Genomic DNA, 17999 nt, shown 5'->3' on the forward strand with positions numbered 1-17999 from the left:
GTCGGTCCGGTCACCGAACGACGCGGCCGGGGTGGGCGCGGACGGTGCGCTGAAGGTCGGCTCGGTGGGAACGCTCGCGGCCGGGGTGACTGGCTCCGGGTGGACGGGGGTGGTCGGCTCGGCCGGGCGCTGCTCGGCGTCGCGGCGACTTGCCGAGTAGGCGCGGGCATGCTCGGTGATGGTCCGCGACTCCTGCTCGGCGCGGGACAGCCAGGACTCCCATCGGCTCTGCATCGGTCGGACCAGTCCGCCACCGACGCCGACGACCAGGATGCCGCCGACGGTGGCGAGCACCGCGATCAGCACCGGAGTGGTCACGGCGGTGGCGACCCCGATCTGGTTGAGGGCGGCGATGATGCCCAGACCGAGAATGAACGCCGAGGCGATGGTGGCCAGCAGCCGGCCGTACGACAGACCGCCGAGCGCCCCCGAGATGATGTCCTTCACCGCGCTGGCGATCGCAGCGGCGACGACCACGATGACGATCGCGACGAAGGCACGCGGCAGCCAGGCAATGACCCCGGCGATCAGGTCGGAGATCGGGTTTGGTCCCCAGATGCCGAAGGCCAGGTAGAGGGTGAGCAGCAGGACGCCGTAGTAGGCCAGTCGGGCCACGATGTCGCTGGCGTCGTACCGGGAACGGGCCAGCGCCCGACGGATCCCGCCACGCTCGACGGCGCGGTCGAAGCCGACGCGTTCGAGCAGCCGGTCCACCAGCTTCAGGACCGCCTTGGCGATCAGCCAACCGGCCACCAGGATCGCCACGAAGGCGACGGCGCGGGGCAGGAAGAGCAGTATCGAGCGGAGGGTCTCCCCCACCGCGTCACCGAAGTTGTCTCGCATCGGATGGTCCTCCACAGGGGCGGGTGATACGTCCGGCCCGACCTACCCGGGTGGCCTGCGCGAGAAACGTCGGTAGTGTCCGGCTCAGCCCGGACAGGCGTACGCGACCTCGGTGACCGCCTGCGCGGATGACGGCGAAACGATGTTCACGGTGGCCGTCTCGGTGGTGCTGCCGACTCCGCTGAACGACCACCGTAGGGTCAACTCGACCGTCCGCTGCCCCGGACCGACCCGCTCGCGCAGCAGTGCACCCGGCGCGCTCCCGGAGCGCAGCCACTGGTACTCGATGGTGCCCGCACGGCCGTTCGTGTGCACCGTCGCGACCACGTCCACCGTGACGTCGCACCGCGCGCCGGCCGGCCGGGGCACGACGACGCTCACCTCACCGATCTCCAGCGGGTCGAGCCGCTGCCAGATCCAGAGCCCGACCGCGGCGATCAGGGCGAGGGTGAGCAGGGTGGACAGCACCGACACCAGCCGGCGCCAGGCGGACCGGGGACGCGGCGCAGGCACCGGGGTCGGCCAGGCGGGTGCCGGCGGCGGACCGACCGGCACACCAGGCCCGAACCGCAGCTCACCGCCGGGACCGGTGGTCGGAGCCACGAACGCGCCGCCCCCAGTCTGCGCACCGGTCGTGCGCACCGTGTCGAATGCGACCTGGGCCGCCGTGGCCTCACCCGGATGGGTCACGGCGTACGCGCCGGTGGCGGTCGGGGCATGCGTTGTCATGCCGGCCGGGCCGAGGGACACGGTGAGGTCCCCGTCGGTGACGCCGAGGTTCGGGGCCACCTGGCGCACAGTCTGGTCCAGTGACACCGTCGGCTCGCCGCCATGCAGCGATACGGTCGGCTCGCCGCCACCCAGCGACACGGTCGGCTCGCCGCCATGCAGCGATACCGTCGGTTCGCCGCCATGCAGCGATACCGTCGGCTCGCCGCCACCCAGCAACACCGTCGGTTCGTCCGTCGATGCCGGCGGGGTGCGGGGGTGCGCGGGCGGGGCCGGCGGCATCTGCTGGGTCGGTAGGGCCTGGGTCACGTCGTCGGGCTGGGTCACGGCTGGGTCTCCCACGTCGTCGTCGGCCTGGTAGGTGGGTACGCCCGGTCAGCCCGGCGTGCAGAAGGGATAGAGGGTGACGTACACCGTCTGGCTGGTGGCGGTGTTGCCGGCGGCGTCCGTCGCGACGACCGTCACCGGGATCCGGGTGGTGGCCCTGGGCTGGGGCAGATCGCCCAGCACGCCCCGGAACTGGCCGTTTTTCAGCAGGCTCAGGCTCCGCTCGTGCGACTGCTGCCCGATCGCGTAGCGGAAGTGGACCCGCAGGTCGACCGAGGCCGAGTGGTCGTCATCGACGATGGCGATGACGGTGCTCGCGGTGGGTCCGTAGGGACAGCCGACCGGATCCAGTTCGGTGGGGCTCACCGAGACCCGGCCGATCCTGGGCGCGGCGTCCGATGGTGGCGCGGGGCTGGTGCTGGCCGGAGTCGAGGCCACGGTGGACGGTGCGGGGCTGTCGCTGGGCGTCGGCGAGGTGCTGGGGCCGGCCGGGGCGGTGGGGCCGCCGGTCGTCGGGGCGGCAGGCACGACAGGTGTGAGGGTGGGGGTGCCAGACACGTCGGGCGTGGACGTGGGTGTCGGAGCAGATGTGAGCACAGCGCCGACTGTCGCGGCCGGGTCGTCGGTCAGGTCTGTCCTCGCCTCGGCCGCCGCACCGGTCGGTACCGGCGGCTCGTCCTGCGCCGCGTAGCCGAGCCCGACGCCGCCGACCAGCAGCGCCGCCACCAACCCGCCACCGACCAGCGTTGCCCGGGCCCGCCCGGTGCGGCGCGGCGCCGGCCGCTCGCCGGCGCCGTCCCCGCCCGGCGGTGCGCCGGACGCGCCGAGCGCGGTGCTGGCCACGCTGACGGTGCCGCCGCTGCCGTCCGGGAACGGGAAGAGGGCGGCCAGCAGCGCGGCCCGCCGGCCCAGTTCCCGCAGGCCGCGTTCCTCCCAGTCCGCTCCGTACGCCCCGACGGCCGCCTGTTCGAGCTCGGCGAGGAAGACCTGCGCGGGCTGCGGCCGGTCAGCGGGACGCTTGGCCATACCGTGCCGCAGCAGCCCGTGCATCGGGCGCGGGGCCGGATCGGTCGGGATCGACCCTCGAACGTGCTGCTGTCGCAGGGTGGCCAGGTCCCGTCCGTCGTACGGGGGGTGGCCGGTGAGGCACTCGAAGAAGGTGGCGGTCGCGGCGTAGATGTCGCACGCCGGGCTGGCGGGGGCGCCGGTCCACTGTTCGGGGGCCATGTAACGGGGTGTGCCGGTTACGCTGCCGCCGGAGTCGGCGCCGACCGGCATGGCGATACCGAAGTCCGCGAGTTTGCTCGCGCCCTCGGCGGAGATCAGCACGTTCTCCGGCTTGTAGTCGCGGTGCACCACCCCACGGGAGTGGGCGGCGGCCAGCCCGGCCAGCGAGCCCTTGAGTACGCAGAGCGCAGACTCCGGTGTGGTCGGCCCCTGGGCACGCAGCATCTGGCGCAGCGACACCCCGTTCACCAGTTCCATCACGATCGCCGCCCCATCGGGCGCCTCGACATACTCGTAGAGGCGACAGACGTACGGGTCGTCGATGTCGGACAGCAGCTGGGCCTCGGCCCGGAAGGCAGCCCGGAACAAGTCGTCGTGGAGCCGACCGGTCAGGTACTTGATCGCCACTGGGGTGCCGGTGGCGTCGTGGACGGCGAGATCGACACTGCCGGACGCACCGGCACCGAGCCGGCGGACCGGGGTGTAACCGGAAACCTGCCATCCGATCATGTCGCCGCTCCCCGTGCTCCGCGCAGCTGGACGGTGTTCCTGAGTACGATGATCATTATCGTCACCACGTTCGTCGGGGCCATCCGTCCCTCAGGTGCCGTCCGTCGCCGGCCGGTTGGTGTTTCGTCCGACGGGGACGGTAGACGGCGGGCGGCGCCGCCGGGCACCGAGCCCGGTGCGTGATGGTCGGTCACGGACACACCGCCACAGGTAGCACCCTCGGTCAATGCGTCGTCGTCGTTGACCGGCCGGCGAGACGTTTGACCTGGTACGGCGACGGAAAGAGTGGCGAGATGAGATGGGCCCGCCACGCCGTACCGGCAGCCGTCGCCGCGCTCGCCGCCGTCGCCACCCGTGACCTGCTGCAACGCGAACACGCGCTGCGACGCAACTTCCCGCTGCTCGGCCGAGCCCGCTACCTGCTCGAAGCGATCGGGCCGGAGCTGCGGCAGTACATCGTGGCCGGCAACAACGAGGAACGCCCCTTCACCCGCGACCAGCGACGCTGGGTGTACGCCTCGGCCAAGCAGCAGAACAACTACTTCGGTTTCGGCACCGACAACGACATCGAGTTCACGCCCGGCTATCCGATCATCAAGCACCGTACGTTCGGTCGGGTGGTGCCGCCGTCCGCGCCGACCGTCGGGCACGAGGTGCGGCTGCCGTGTGCGAAGGTGCTCGGCGCGGCCCGGGGACGCGCCCGCGCGTTCCGGCCGGAGTCGGTGGTGAACCTCTCCGGGATGAGCTTCGGCTCGCTGTCCGGGCCGGCGGTGGAGGCGTTGAACCGGGGCGCGGCGATCGCCGGTTGCCTGCACAACACCGGCGAGGGCGGACTGTCGCCGTACCACCGGCACGGCGGCGAACTGATCTTCCAGCTCGGCACCGCGTACTTCGGCTGCCGTGACGACCGGGGCCGATTCGACCTGGCCCGGCTGAAGGACCTGGTGGCCGGCGCGCCGGTGCGGGCGTTGGAGGTCAAGCTCAGCCAGGGCGCCAAGCCCAGCCTGGGCGGGCTGCTGCCGGCGGCGAAGGTGTCGGCGGAGATCGCCGCGACCCGGGGTATCCCGGTCGGCCGGGACTGCGTGAGTCCGTCCCGGCACGCCGAGTTCTCTGACTGCGACAGCCTGCTCGACTGGGTGGAACTGCTGGCCGCCGAGACCGGTCTGCCGGTCGGCATCAAGTCCGCCGTCGGTGATCTCGACTTCTGGACCGAACTGACCGACCTGATGCGCGACACCGGCCGAGGGGTCGACTTCGTCACCGTCGACGGTGGCGAGGGCGGCACCGGCGCCGCACCACTGATCTTCACCGACTCCGTGTCGCTGCCGTTCCAGCAGGGCTTCACCCGGGTCTACGCCACGTTCGCCGAACGTGACCTGCACGAACAGGTGGTCTTCGTCGGCTCCGGCAAGCTGGGCCTGCCCGACAACGCGACGGTCGCCTTCGCGCTCGGCTGCGACATGGTGGCCGTCGGCCGGGAGGCGATGCTGGCGATCGGCTGCATCCAGGCCCAGAAGTGCCACACCGACACCTGCCCGACCGGGGTGGCCACCCAGAACGCCTGGCTGGCCCGGGGCGTGGACCCGGCCTCCAAGGCGGTCCGCGCCGCGCACTACGTCAAGACCCTGCGGCGGGACCTGATGAAGGTCGCCGAGGCGTGCGGCGTCGAACATCCCGCTCTGATCGACACCGACGCCGTGGAGATCCTCGGCGGCCGGACCACCTCCACCCCACTACGCGAGGTGTACGGGTATCGCCCGGAATGGGGACTGCCCTCGGCGGCCGACCGCGCCGCCATCGCGGACCTGATGTCGCACGAGGCGCCCCAGGGCGGCAGCGCCACCCCGTCACCGGCCGCCCAACACTGACCCACATCCTGTCTGCTGCGTGGTCACCGGTCTGGCCGGTCAACCGCCCGGCGCCGGCGTGGGTGGCCTGCTGGTGGCGGCCGACGAGGAGACCCACGAGGCGCTGTCAGGTCTCGTCGTGAGGCAATTCGCGGCAGGTCACACCCGCTTTTAGAACACCTGTGCGATGATGGCGGGGTGTCGGGCGAGGCCACCATCCTGCATGCCGACCTGGACGCGTTCTACGCCTCGGTCGAGCAGCGCGACGATCCACAGCTACGCGACCGGGCGGTGATCGTGGGCGGCGGTGTGGTGCTGGCCGCCAGCTACCAGGCCAAGGCCCGGGGCGTACGCAGCGGCATGGGCGGCACGCAGGCCCGTCGGCTGTGCCCGGACGCGGTCGTCGTACCACCCAGGATGGCCGCCTACAGCGCGGCCAGCCGGGCGGTGTTCGAGATCTTCCGGCAGACCACGCCGCTGGTCGAAGGGCTCTCCATCGACGAAGCCTTCCTCAACGTCGGCGGCCTGCGTCGCCTGGTCGGGCCGCCGGCCGAGATCGCGGCCGGGCTGCGTCAGGCGGTACGCGACGGCGTCGGCCTGCCGATCACGGTGGGCGTGGCCCGGACGAAATTCCTGGCCAAGGTCGCCAGCGGGGTGGCCAAGCCGGACGGCCTGCTGGTGGTTGCGCCGGCCGGGGAGCTGGCTTTCCTGCATCCGTTGCCGGTCGAGCGGCTGTGGGGAGTCGGGCCGGTGACCGCCGACAAGCTACGCCAGCACCGCATCCGTACCGTCGGTGACGTGGCCCGCCTGGGCGAGGCGACGCTGGTCTCGTTGCTCGGCGGCGGCGCCGGGCGACACCTGCACGCGCTGGCGCACAACCGTGACCCCCGGCCCGTGCAGGTGGGCCGACGCCGCGGCTCGATGGGTGCGCAACACGCACTGGGCCGATCGGGGCGACACCCGACCGAACTGGAGGCGATCCTCGCCGGTCTGGTCGACCGGGTCACCCGGCGGCTACGCTCGGCCGCTCGCACCGGGCGGACCATAACCCTGCGGCTGCGCTTCGCCGACTACACCCGGGCCACCCGCTCCCGCACGCTGGCCAAGGCGACCGCTGACACCGGCACCGTGCTCGGTGCCGCCCGCGCGCTGCTGCGGGCGGCACAGCCCGAGATCGAGCGGCGGGGCGTCACGCTGATCGGGGTCGCGGTCGGCAACCTGGGCGACGGGCACATCCAGCTCACCCTGCCCTGGGATCATGACCCGTCGGCCGAGTTGGACGCGGCGGTCGACGCGGTCCGCGAACGTTTCGGCAGCACGGCCCTGACCCGTGCGGTGCTCCTCGGTCACGACGCCGGGCCGGAGATGCCGCTGCTGCCCGATTGAGCCGTACGCGAACCGTCACCGGTGACAGCACCTCGCTGACGGGCAAGCGTGCCGGTCCGGCTACCACCGGCGTTTGAGAACCGCACCCGCCCTCCTGACCGCCCTGGGCGGCCCGGACAACGGCGAGTCAGCCGTCCTGTCCGGCTGGTCGGGTGCGGCACGCACCGGTTGCCGGACGCCGATCGCCGCACACGCCGCGGAGAGCACCCCGGTCACCGCACAAAGGATCCAGACACCGGCCCCGATCCGGTTCCAGGCGAGCACGCCCATTGCGGGCCGAGGGCGAACCCGAGGCCGTACATCGTCTGCGCGATGCCGATGTAGCGGCCGACCGTGCCTCGTCGACTGGCGGACGTCACGGTGGCGTCGCGGCATGTTCGGGCAACTGCTGGTCGCGGCGGGGCCCGGCGTGCGTCGTGGCGCGGACCCGCATCGCTGGCGCGGGTCGCCAGAGGAGGTCGACGAGGGCCCCGTCCGGCCGCGCCATCTGGTGACGTTCCCGGTAGCCGAGCCGTTGGTACAGACGTCGGTCGACGTTGTGGTACAGGTCGGCGTAGATCGGCAGGCCGAGGGTGTCCATCAGTTGGTGACTGCCGGCGAGCACCGCCGCGGCCTGGCCCGCCCGGTCGGCGTCCGGCGGCGCCGCGAGAATCGCCAGGTGGTTGTGGGGCTCCTGCGGACGACGCGCGGCGAGGACCTGGTCCAGCCGGCGGAAGTGTGCGGCGCGCTCGCCGCAGGCGTCCTCAATGCGCTCGGCGTAGCGCGACGGTGATGGTATCGGACGGTAGCGGTGGAACCAGACGGTGGCCGCCGCGCCGTCCTTGAGCAGGAACGCGTCGCCGAACAGCAACGCGTGTTCGACCCAGATGCGGGCCGCGGCGGCCAGCACGGCGGGACGGCGCCGCTCGTCGGGCACGAGCCACGCGCCGAGCGTGGTGGGGGTGACGGTGGCGGTCACGAGGTCGACGATCCAGTCGATGTCACACCATCGGGCGCGTTTGACCAGCGGGGCAAGGTGCATGGGAACTCCTGGTAAGACGAAAGTCCGAGTGCATGGGGGTTGGTCCAGGCACGCGTCTCAGGCGCGGACGTGGCCGGACCGCTGGGGGCAGGGTCGCGTTTCGCGGCCGTCAGAAGGCGTGTCGACCGATCGGCACGGACGCGGCTGGACGGCGGGTTGCCTCGACTTCGCCGGTCAGGCTGGCCGGCTTCTCGGCCGAGGAGACCGGGACTGCCGCCGCTTGGTCCGTGTCGGACGGGTCAGCTGGCTGCGCACCGGTGGCGGAGCCCACGCAGCCGGTCCCGCGTCGGCGGTGTTGCTGTGCAAGCACGGCGTGGAGTCGACTCCGCTGGAGGCGGGCCCGGGAGACAGCGGCGCCTGGCCTGGGAAGTACCCGGTCGGATCGGCGTGGGCGGCGATCTGCTCGCTCGCCAACCAGTGCGCCACCACCCGGTACACGGACCGATCCCTGCCGAGGTCGTTCGTCAACTGCGCGGCAACCTTGGCGACGTCGGGCTCGTCGTCGGGCACCGAGGGCGGTCCGTCGGAGCGGGGTACGGCCGGTTCACGCGGCAGGTCGACGTGACCAGGCCCGGCCTCAGGCGGCGCAACGGGATGCCCGACGACCGGCGGCGCAACGGGATGCCCGTCGCCGTCGCGCGACGGTGTTGCGTGGTCTGGTTTCTGCGGCGGCACCGGCTGCTCAGGTCTGTCCGCCGGCTGGTGCGGCTCGGGCCTGTCCGGTGGTGTCCGCTTCGGCTGCTCTGATGGCTTCCGCGCCGGCGGCTCCGGGGCCGGCGGGGCGTGCGATGGCCGGCGGGGCGGGGCGATGGTCACCGGAGGACGATGGGTGTCGCCCTTCCGATCTCCGGGTGCGACCGCGCCGACCCGGAGGGCGGGGAGATCCCGAGCCAGCCCGGTCAACTGGTCGATCGGGGTTTCCGACCTGGTCACCGGCGACGATTCGGCGGCGTGGGCGACGCCGACCGTCGCGACCTCGTGGACACCCCAGGCGCAGGCGGCCAGGACGGTCAGGAATCCGAGCCGCAGCAGGGCACGCCTCAGCCACCCTCGCCGTCGATCCGTCACCCGACTTCTCCATGCCGCCAGCCAACAGATGCGAACGAACCCTAACCTGCCGCGACCATGCGATCACATAGCGTCCGGCGTGTCGTGTGCGGAAAGGTCGGGCATGGCGGCGGGTAGACGGGCGCACCAGCCTCGGCCGGGTCGAACGCCGACGCTGTGGTGCGCCGTTGGCAGGCCGCCGCCGCGCCACGAGGCGGCCCGGCGGAGACTCAGGAGCGAGCGAGAAGTCACGGCCGCAGCAGGCTCAGGATCGACGGAACAGTGCGGCGACCTCCTCGGCGAAGTGATCCTGCACCGCCTCCCGCTTGACCTTGAGGGTGGGGGTGAGTTCGCCGTCGACCTCGGTGAGATCGCGGGGCAGGATCCGGAAGGTCTTCACCTGCTCGGCACGCGACACCGTCCGGTTGGCCCGGTCGACCGCATGCTGGATCTCGGCCCGCAGTCGGGGGTCGTCGCGGAGTTTCGCCAGCGAGGCGCCGGGCTGCCCGTGCTCGTCCCGCCACCGCTGCCACGCCTGCGGGTCGACGGTGACCAGCGCGGCGACGTACGGCCGACCGTCGGCCACCAGCATCACCTGACTGACCAGGGGATGTGCCCGGATACGTTCCTCGATCGGCGCCGGTGCCAGGTTCTTGCCCGACGCGGTGACCATGATCTCCTTGGTCCGGCCGGTGATCCACAGGTAACCGTCGTCGTCGAGCCGACCGAGATCGCCGGTGCGCAGCCATCCATCGTCGGTCATCGCCTCCCGGGTGGCATCCGGATTGTTCCAGTAGCCGGGGAACACCACCTCACCGCGAGCGAGGACCTCGCCGTTGTCGGCGATACGGATCCGCACCCCGGGCAGGGGACGACCGACCGTACCGATCCGCATCGCCGACGGTAGGTTCACCGCCAACGCCGGGGAGGTCTCGGTCAAGCCGTACCCCTCCAGGACGGTGATGCCCACGCCCCGGAAGAAGTGCGCGAGCCGCTCCCCCAGCGGCGCCCCACCCACGATGGCCATCCGGCACCGTCCGCCGAGCGCGGCGCGCATCCGGCGGTACGCGACCAGGTCGAACACCTGGTGCGCCAGGCGCACCAGCAGGCGCGGTCCGCCCGGTCGGTCGAGGGCCCGGCTGTAACGCAGGGCCGTCTGCTCGCCGAGGTTGAACAGCAGGCCCCGGTGGGCGTCCTCGGCGGTACGCCGCGCCTGGTCGTGCAGCTTCTCGAACATGCGCGGTACGGCGAGGATGAACGTGGGCCGGAACCGGCGCAGTTGGTCGAGCACCCCGGAGATGTCGGCGCTGTGCACCATCGTGGCCCGGGTGCACACCATGCCGACCTGGATCAGCCGGGCGAAGGCGTGCGCCAGCGGCAGGAACAACACCGTCGACGCCCCCGGATGCAGCAACTGCGGCAGCACGGCAGTGGCGTTGCCGATGTCGGCGGAGATGTTGCGATGGGTCAGCATGCAGCCTTTCGGTAGACCCGTGGTGCCGCTGGTGTAGACGATCGTGGCCAAATGGTCGCCGGTCACCGCGTGGCGACGGGCGTCCACCGCTGCGACGTCGACGGCACGTCCCCGGGCCACCAGCTCGATGAGGTCGCCGTTGTCGACACGCCAGATCTGCCGCAACGCCGACAGCTCCGGCCGCAGCCCGTCGACCGTGGCGGCATGGTCTGCCGTCTCCACCACACAACCGACCGCACCGGAGTCAGCGAGGATCCAGCGGATCTGGTCGGCGCTGGAGGTGTCGTAGATCGGTACGCTCACCGCACCGACCGACCAGAGCGCGTAGTCGACCAGCGTCCACTCGTAGCGGGTACGGCAGAGCAGGCCGACGCGGTCGCCGCCGACCAGCCCGGCGGCGATGAAGCCACGGGCCAACGCCAGCACGTCGTCGCGGAACTGCCGGCAGGTCACCGGCAGTGCGCCGCCGTGTCCGGACCGCCGTACCGGCCAGGACCGTGGGTCCGGGTCCGGGCGGATGAACTGCACCGCGTCCGGATCCTCCGCTGCGTTGCGCCACACCTGTTCGGCCAGGCTGCCGTCCTCACCGCTGACGATCGGCTCAACCGCTGTCTCCCGCACGCCCGCCACCGCCATCACGTCCCCCGTAACGCCGCCCCCATGTTCCCCCACCCCACCCCACCCCACCCCTAAAACCCCAAAACCCACCCCACCCACCGCGCACCCGCGCACCCGCGCACTCGGCGTCGATCTTGCACTTCTGGTCGCTGGTTCACGGCTTTCGCCGGTTTTATCCCGACGGAAAGTGCAAGATCGACGCGCCAAGGGGGGCGGGAGGGGGATGGGGGGTGGGTTAGGGGGTGGGGCGGCGGCGGGTTAGGTGGGTGACGAGGGCGGCCAGGAGGGCGGCTTCGGCGGTGAGGATGACTACGGCCCAGGTGGGGCTGAGCCATTGGGCGAGGGTGGTGTACCAGTAGCGGATCAGGAGGGTGAGCACGGTGCCGGCGAACAGGACGGAGGTCAGCCCGTACAGGGTGAACGCCACGCGGTCGCGGACCCGGTGGCCGCTGACCGCGCGTGGGCCCTGGCGCAGCAGCTTGCCGTAGAAGCGGTACGTGTCGGTTCGCAGGTCGGCGAGGTTCAACGCGTGGCTGAGCATGTGGTAGCCGTCGAGACGCAGGAACGGCACCAGGTTGAGGGCGGCGGTGGCGGTGCCGAAGATCAGCATCGTGCCGGCCAGGTCGTACAGCACCCCGGGTGGGCCCCAGAGGCGCAGCGCCGCGAACGGCACCAGCGCCAGCATGCTGACGAAGACACCAGCGAACGCGGTGGCGACCCGCCGACGCGGGGTGAACAGCACCACGTCGTCGACCTTGCAGTAAGGGGCGAGCAGCGGGAAACGCCACATCACCCCGATCTCGGTGACCCGACCGCCGAAGTGCCGGCAGGCGAGGCCGTGGGCACACTCGTGCAGGAAGACGATCAGCCAGGTGACCACCACCGCGAGCAGGATCGCCGGCAGCGGTCGGCCACCGCCGATCCCGTCGGCCAACTCCGGCAGGTACCGTGCCACGTACCCGACCACGGCCAGCACCAGCGCCAGCGCCGGCACCACGAACCACCAGGTGAAAACCGGCGCCAGCCAGGGCAGCACCCGGTCGAACAGCCGCTGCGGGTCGAACAGGGGCAGTCGGGCCGACAACGGGCCACGTTTGGCCTTCGCCGCGCCTGCGGCGGCCGAGGCGGTGAGCGCGGCGAGAGCGTCCGGGTCTGTCGCGCCGTGCAGCAGTTGCCGCTTGTGCAGCATGCCGAACAGTTGCTGCCAGTTCTCCGGCCCGAGCCGACGCTGGTAGGCGTCGGCGTACTCGCCGGCCAGGTCGTCCAGGCTCCGGGTACCGTCCATCCGGGACATCAGGAAGTGCTCGCGCGACCCCACCCGGTAGAACCAGCCGGTCTGCGGGTCCTTGACGTGGTGCACGATCTTGCCATCGCGCCACACCCCGGGGCCGAGTACGACCTCGGGCCGCAGCCGGGGCCGGGCCCAGGTGGTGCTCTGGCCGGCCTCGACGGTGGTCATCGGGATCCGGCCGGCGCCGGCTCGTCGAGCAGCGCCGTACGCATCAGGTACGACAGGTAGATCTCGTCGAGGATGCTCACGCCCAGCCGGTTGTTGGTCATGTGCACGTACGAGCTGAGCAGGATCGGCACGACCGCGTCGAGGTCCTCGACCACCCGGGGCTCGGCATCGCCGCGCTGAAAGACCAGTTTGCCCTGCCCGGCCAATGCGACCACCCGGTCACGCAGTTCACGGCAGTGCGCCGCCCAGCGGCCCTCGACGCCGGTGGCCTGGGCCGACGCCTGGCTTCGTGCCGCCGCACGGATGGCGGCCAACCGGTCGCGCAGCGCGCCGTCCATCCGCTGGTAGCTGGTGTCGAAGCTGGAGTGGTAGTCGTCGCTCGGTTCGGAGTACGAGACCTCCCAGAAACGGCGGTACTCGTCGAGGAACTCGGCGATGCGCCGGTCGTCGTCGAGGAACACCGCGCACATCATCATGCCCAGTTGCGCCGACAGGCCCAGCAGCACCGGCCGTACGTGCACGTTCGTGGTGGCCAACAGGTCCGACACCACGTCGCTGGAGTGCTCGAAGTGCCACTCGGCCAACTCGATGCCCGCCGGGCCGCCGTAACGGCCGTACTCCCGCTCGTACGGGATGTGGTGGTAGCTGTTGTTCGCCCGCATCGGCATCGTGCCGTCCGGGCCGTACTCGGCGTCCCAGCGCTGCTGGCCGTACTCGGCCAGGAACATCTGCTTGTACAGGTCGCCGAGCCCCTCGCTGTCGACCTCGTACAGCGCCGGCCGGCGACGCAGGAAGGCGGCGAGCGCCTCGTCCACCCGGGTGCGTACCAGCTGCGGGTCGACGCCCGGGGCGGGCAGCACCCGCAACCGTACGTGTGGGCCCTCCATCCAGTACTTGATGAAGAAGTATCGGCTGATCAGCCCTTCGTCACGCAACTCGTCGACAAGCGGGCGCACGCCCTCCACCAGCATCGGGTTGGCGTTGCTGGCGTAGAACGCGTGGACGCTGAGCCAGCCATGGTCCACCGGCGACGGATAGTCAGTCACGGTCGAGTCCCCCTCGGACACCGTTGAGTTCGACGGTCAGTTCGGTCACGTACGTCCCGGACGCCGCGCGCACCATCTGCTCGTCACGGTCCGGCAGCATCTCGACGAGCACCAACCGGCTGCCCGCCGACCGGCCCATCGCGTCCAGCAGTTGCAGGCACAAGTAGCTGTCGAAGTCGACGTAGAGCGGCTTGTGCTCCGGCCGACCACCGCCGGCCGCACCACCAGCGGCCGCGCCACCACCGGCGGGCGCCTCACCATCGGCTGCGGCGGGGGCGAGGCGGGTGCCTTCCGGAGTGGCGAACACCCGACGCGGCAGGCCGTTCTCGCGCCGCCACCGCTGCCAGGCGAGGAACCAGTCGGCGTCGTCGACCTGCAGGGTACGCGCGGGCGGCAGGTGATCGGGATGCAGCTTCCACATCCGCCGTTGCAGCACCAGATCGCCGTGCACGATGCGGGGGTAGCCGATCATGCCCCGGTCGGGCAACGGCACGTTGGTACCGGCCCACAGATCCGGCTGGGCCATCCCGAGGTGCGCGAAGTTGAGCAGCACCTGCTGCACCTCGGGCAGCGCCATCGGCAACAGGAAGCCCAGGTAGACCGGGATGACCTCGGCGTCGAGCCGGCGGGAACGCAGCAGCAGCCGATCGGTCAGCGGATCGTGTTCGACGCTGAGGTCGTCCATGTGGATCTGTTCGGCCTCCGGCCGGAAGCTGATCTCCCCGGGGCAGACCAGTTCGTAGGGGGTGACCGCCGGGTGCAGGTTGAGGTTCGTGGCGTCGTACCCGCCGCGTAGTTCGGCGAGCACCGCACCGGCCGGCTGGAGCCGGGCCAACTCGGCACGCAGCGCCCCGGCCAGATCCTCGGCGGCGAACAGGTGGGCGAAGCGGGAGAAGAGCAGCGTCATGCCGGAGTAGACCCGGTTGACCACCACCCGCTGCCGCTCGCCCTGGTCGGCGAGTTGGAGGAAGAAGGACCGCGGGTCGAGGGTGCCGAGCGTGTCCGGCACCATCGCGGCCACCTCGGTCATGAACGCCTCGTCGAGCACCATCTCCTCGGCGTCGGCCGGCAGGTCGGCGTACGCCTCGTTGACCCGCCGGGCCACCTCGATGCGCGCGTCGTCCAGGGTGGTGATCTCCTCCTGCCGGAACCAGTTCTCCTGCCGGACGTAGGTGTTGTCCGCGTCGAACGCCCGGCGGCGCATCGCCCGCCCGGTGTAGTGCTCGTAGAAGTCCTGCTGGAACTCGTGAGCGAAGCTGAGCAGGTCGTCGCAGCGCCCCCCGACACCGTAGCGGGCCTTGAAGAAGCCCTTGGTGACCACTCGACGGGGCATATTGACGTCGAAGACCGGCATGATCCGCGCGAGCGCCCGCAACCCGGGCAGCACCGTACGCTCCCACTGGTCCCGGTCAGCGGTGACCGGCACGTCGGTGCGCAGCGTGGCGTCCTCGTACACCAGGGTCCGGGGAGCGGGCACGTCGGCGCGGCCGAGGTCGGTGTGGGCGGCGAGCAACTCCTGGCGGATCTGGGCCAGCGCGGCACGCCGGCCGTCGGTGTCGGCGGCCGGGTACTCGGTGGCCAGGCGGTTGACGGTGGCGACCCGGTCGGCGAGCCGGTCGGCCCACGGGCGGTCGATGGCGCGCAGCGCCAGCCGGTAGCCCTCCGCCGGGTCGTCGGCGTGGATGTCCAGTTGCAGGTTCGGCACCACCAGCAGGCCGACCCGCAGCAGGTGGTGCAGGTACTGCCCGACCTCGTCGGCGGGACGACCGTCGGTGACCAGGTCGGCGGCCAGGTCGGAGAGCCGACGCACCCGACCGCCGTCGAGCACGGCCAGGATGTCGTGCAGGACCTGCCCCGTGGGCAGCACGAACAACGACTCGTGGATCGACTCCAGGGTGATCGCCGCGTCGCCGTCCTCCGAACTGGTCCGGCGACGCCGCAGGTAGCGCAGCCGGCCCCGCTCGATGCGCCAGCCGGTGGTGACGGTGACCGGCAGGTCCGCACGCAGCGTCTCGTCGGCCAGCACGATCGCCGACAGCCGACCCAGTACGGCGAGGTTGAGTCGGGCCACCGCTGCCTTGCCCGCGTCCGGGGCGGGGCGTACGTCGAGCAGCCGACCACCGCCGGGGCGGAACGTTCCGACGTTCACCGTGGTCAGCCGGCTGAACGGGCTGGTCTTGCAGGCGGTCCGCAGCGCGTACTCCAGCAGCGACCGCTCCACCCGGCGGGTCCGTTTGCCGGGCCGGGCCGAGTTGGCGAGGTATCCGGGCAGGTACTGGTCCAGCGACGGGGAGGCGAGCAGGATCCCGCCGCGCAGGTCGGGGTCGTCGGCGAGTTCCCGCAGCACGGCGCGGCGCTCGGTCAACTCCTCGGCCAGCACCGACGCGCCGTCGCTGCGGCGGCGTTGGTACGCGGCGAACGTCTCCAGCCAGTCGGTCAGCGCCCGGTGGTCCGCACCGCCGAGCACGTCGGCCCAGGCCGCCGGGTCGGCCGGGCGCGGCCGGCGCAGGTTGTACACGTCGCGGCGCAACCGGATCAGCCGCTGCCGCAGCCCGTCGTCGTCCAGGTGGCGGGCCACCACCGCCTGCAGCGCGTCGGCCAACTCCCGACCGGTCTCCCGCAGCCGCGTCTCCAGGTCGACGACCTGTTGGGCCCAGGCGGCGCTGCGATCGAAGGCGAGCCGGTCGGCGACCTCCAGCGGCAGGCCGCCGGTGCGCAGCATGAACACCTCGGGCATCCGCCAGGACATCTCGGCGGCCGGTGGGGCGGGCAGGGCCACCGTCACGGTTGTCTCCTTCATGGGCAGGTCGGTGCGGGTCGGGGGCGTCACAGCCGGTACTCCAGGTTGGCGACGGCGTCCGAGTTGCGGCCGATCAGCAGGAACAGCACGGTCCGTTCGTCGGTGCCGGACAGACCCAACGCGTCGTCCATGGAGACGTTGTCGAAGCCCAGCACCGCACCGCAGCCGACCTGCTGGGCGGTCGTGGCGCAGTAGACCCGCTGCGCCACCGCGCCGATCTCGGCGTTGAGGATCCGGTAACCCCGGGGACCGTACGCGTCGAGCACGGCGTCGAGCCGGCCGGAGATGGCCAGCACCGCGCCGACCTGCGCCATCGTGTAGTTGGTGAGGAAGTACTGCTGTTGCAGGAACGCCGACATCCCGACGTCGGGTTCGGGCGCGGCGGGCAGCAGCGCGTGTCGCTGGGCGCAGTAGGCGTAGCCCCCGGCGGGCAGACCGTCGAGGTGGTTCGCGAAGACCCAGAGCCGGGTCAGTGCCGGCGCGTCCGCAGGTAGACCGGCGTCGGCCGGCTGGGGCCGCCCGGCGGTCGCGAAGGCGAGCGTGGTGCCGAGGTCGGCGACGGTCAGCTCGGGTGGCCGCCGGAACCGGCCGAAGCTGCTGGACCGGGTGGCCAGCACCGTCGACAGGGGACGGTCGAGCAGGTCGAGTCGGGGTTCGGGCAGCGCGACCGGTTCGCCGGGCAGTGGCCGGGGTGCGGCGTCGACGACGGCGGTGGGATCAACAGTGGCCGGAGTGTCGGCCGCCGCGCGGTGGACCGCGGTCACGGCCGGGAACTGTTGCACCCGCTTCGAGCGCTCGTGGGCGGCGTAGTGGACCTGGACGGGCGGCGTGACCCCGCCGTCCCCGACCCGGGTGGGCACGGCGGGGTCACGGGTTCCGGCCGGGTCGGCGCTCCACTGCAGCGGCACGACCGCGAACACGCTCTGCTGGTCGCTGTCGAAACCGAGCAGCCGATCCATCGGCTCCGGGTCGAAGCAGAGCAGCCGGCGCAGCGGCACACCCAGCGCCGAGGCCAGCAGTTCCCAGGAGCCGAGCAGCGCGCCGAGGTCCTGGGTGACCACGTGGTAGCAGAAGCTGTTGTACTTGAAGGAGTTCTTCCAGAACCGCAGGCTCGCCACCAGGAAGCTGTCGGCGCCCTCAGGGGCGGCCAGGCCGGCCTGGATGCTGTCGCTGACGTCTCCGACCAACAGCCGCTGGAGCACGTGCCGGCCGGTGTCGTAGTGGTAGACGCCGGGCAGCACCGGCGCGGACGCCCCGGCCACCAGGTACACCTCCACCGGGTACATGCCGCCGCCGGAGGCGGTGCCCCGCCCCCACACGGCGTTCTCGAAGTGCGACCGGGCGGTGATGTCCTGGTTCCAGTTGACGGTCATCCGCCGCTCCAGCACCCCGTACGACAGCCGGAGCAGGGTCGACAGTCGGGCCATCGACCAGCCGCCCACCGGTGCCGGCGAGTTGCCGGTCAGCAGGTCACGCAGGCTGGCCAGCTCGGGCAGCCGCGTCGGCAGCGGCAACCGGGAGGCACCCGGGTAGGCGGTGTGACGGGAGGGCTGGTCGGACCAGTTGACCTCGTAGTTGAGGGGTTCCATCGGGACCCGGGCCCGGCGGAAGACCGACTCGGTGTAGTCCCGCACGATGTCGCGGGCCGAAAGCTGCATGCCGGTG

General features: G+C 71.7%; 11 protein-coding genes and 2 pseudogenes. 3 read left to right on the forward strand and 10 right to left on the reverse strand.

The features are described from left to right. Window positions 1–111: 111 nt before the first annotated feature. The 3 genes and pseudogenes from AB0M35_RS20490 to AB0M35_RS20500 all read right to left on the reverse strand — a co-directional run. Window positions 112–843: pseudogene (locus tag AB0M35_RS20490) on the reverse strand (hypothetical protein); the annotation flags it as partial. Window positions 844–927: 84 nt separating this feature from the next. After that, the gene (locus AB0M35_RS20495; protein WP_363747136.1) at window positions 928–1899 is read right to left on the reverse strand and encodes a hypothetical protein; all 972 of its coding nucleotides are present in this window, start codon (window positions 1897–1899) and stop codon (window positions 928–930) included. 48 nt (window positions 1900–1947) lie between these two features. After that, window positions 1948–3636: a protein kinase gene (locus tag AB0M35_RS20500; RefSeq protein ID WP_363747137.1), complete on the reverse strand. Its 1689-nt coding sequence runs from the start codon at window positions 3634–3636 to the stop codon at window positions 1948–1950. A 293-nt stretch (window positions 3637–3929) separates the two neighbouring features. Here AB0M35_RS20500 and AB0M35_RS20505 point away from each other — a divergent pair, with 293 nt between their 5' ends. The 3 genes and pseudogenes from AB0M35_RS20505 (at window position 3930) to dinB (ending at window position 6869) form a co-directional block, all read left to right on the forward strand. Then, complete coding sequence (locus AB0M35_RS20505) at window positions 3930–5504, forward strand: FMN-binding glutamate synthase family protein (RefSeq protein ID WP_363747138.1); 1575 nt, start codon at window positions 3930–3932, stop codon at window positions 5502–5504. A gap of 16 nt (window positions 5505–5520) precedes the next feature. Further along, a pseudogene (locus tag AB0M35_RS20510) lies at window positions 5521–5658 on the forward strand (phosphatase); the annotation flags it as partial. A 23-nt stretch (window positions 5659–5681) separates the two neighbouring features. Then, complete coding sequence (dinB, locus tag AB0M35_RS20515) at window positions 5682–6869, forward strand: DNA polymerase IV (protein ID WP_363747139.1); 1188 nt, start codon at window positions 5682–5684, stop codon at window positions 6867–6869. Between the two features lie 355 nt (window positions 6870–7224). On the opposite strand, the gene AB0M35_RS20520 is transcribed toward dinB, so the two are convergent. From AB0M35_RS20520 to AB0M35_RS20550, 7 genes are all read right to left on the reverse strand, one after another. Next, entirely contained in the window at window positions 7225–7890 is a 666-nt protein-coding gene (locus AB0M35_RS20520; protein WP_363747140.1) for a hypothetical protein, read from the reverse strand. Window positions 7891–8064: 174 nt separating this feature from the next. Next, the gene (locus AB0M35_RS20525; RefSeq protein WP_363747141.1) at window positions 8065–8958 is read right to left on the reverse strand and encodes a hypothetical protein; all 894 of its coding nucleotides are present in this window, start codon (window positions 8956–8958) and stop codon (window positions 8065–8067) included. A 244-nt stretch (window positions 8959–9202) separates the two neighbouring features. Continuing rightward, window positions 9203–11047: an AMP-dependent synthetase/ligase gene (locus tag AB0M35_RS20530; protein WP_363747142.1), complete on the reverse strand. Its 1845-nt coding sequence runs from the start codon at window positions 11045–11047 to the stop codon at window positions 9203–9205. Window positions 11048–11264: 217 nt separating this feature from the next. Continuing rightward, window positions 11265–12488 carry a hypothetical protein gene (locus AB0M35_RS20535; protein WP_363747143.1) on the reverse strand — a complete coding sequence of 408 codons (1224 nt, stop codon included), beginning with the start codon at window positions 12486–12488 and terminating at the stop codon, window positions 11265–11267. Further along, window positions 12485–13534 carry a thiopeptide-type bacteriocin biosynthesis protein gene (locus AB0M35_RS20540; RefSeq protein WP_363747144.1) on the reverse strand — a complete coding sequence of 350 codons (1050 nt, stop codon included), beginning with the start codon at window positions 13532–13534 and terminating at the stop codon, window positions 12485–12487. Before AB0M35_RS20540 ends, AB0M35_RS20535 begins: the two co-directional genes overlap by 4 nt. Continuing rightward, window positions 13527–16334 (reverse strand): lantibiotic dehydratase, encoded by a 2808-nt coding sequence (locus AB0M35_RS20545; protein ID WP_363747145.1) that lies wholly within the window; start codon window positions 16332–16334, stop codon window positions 13527–13529. The genes AB0M35_RS20540 and AB0M35_RS20545 overlap by 8 nt, the downstream gene beginning before the upstream one ends. A 26-nt stretch (window positions 16335–16360) precedes the next feature. Beyond that, window positions 16361–17992: a SagB family peptide dehydrogenase gene (locus AB0M35_RS20550; RefSeq protein ID WP_363747146.1), complete on the reverse strand. Its 1632-nt coding sequence runs from the start codon at window positions 17990–17992 to the stop codon at window positions 16361–16363. Window positions 17993–17999 lie beyond the last annotated feature (7 nt).

The organism is Micromonospora sp. NPDC051196 (genome assembly GCF_040682415.1).
Classification (GTDB): Bacteria; Actinomycetota; Actinomycetes; order Mycobacteriales; family Micromonosporaceae; genus Micromonospora.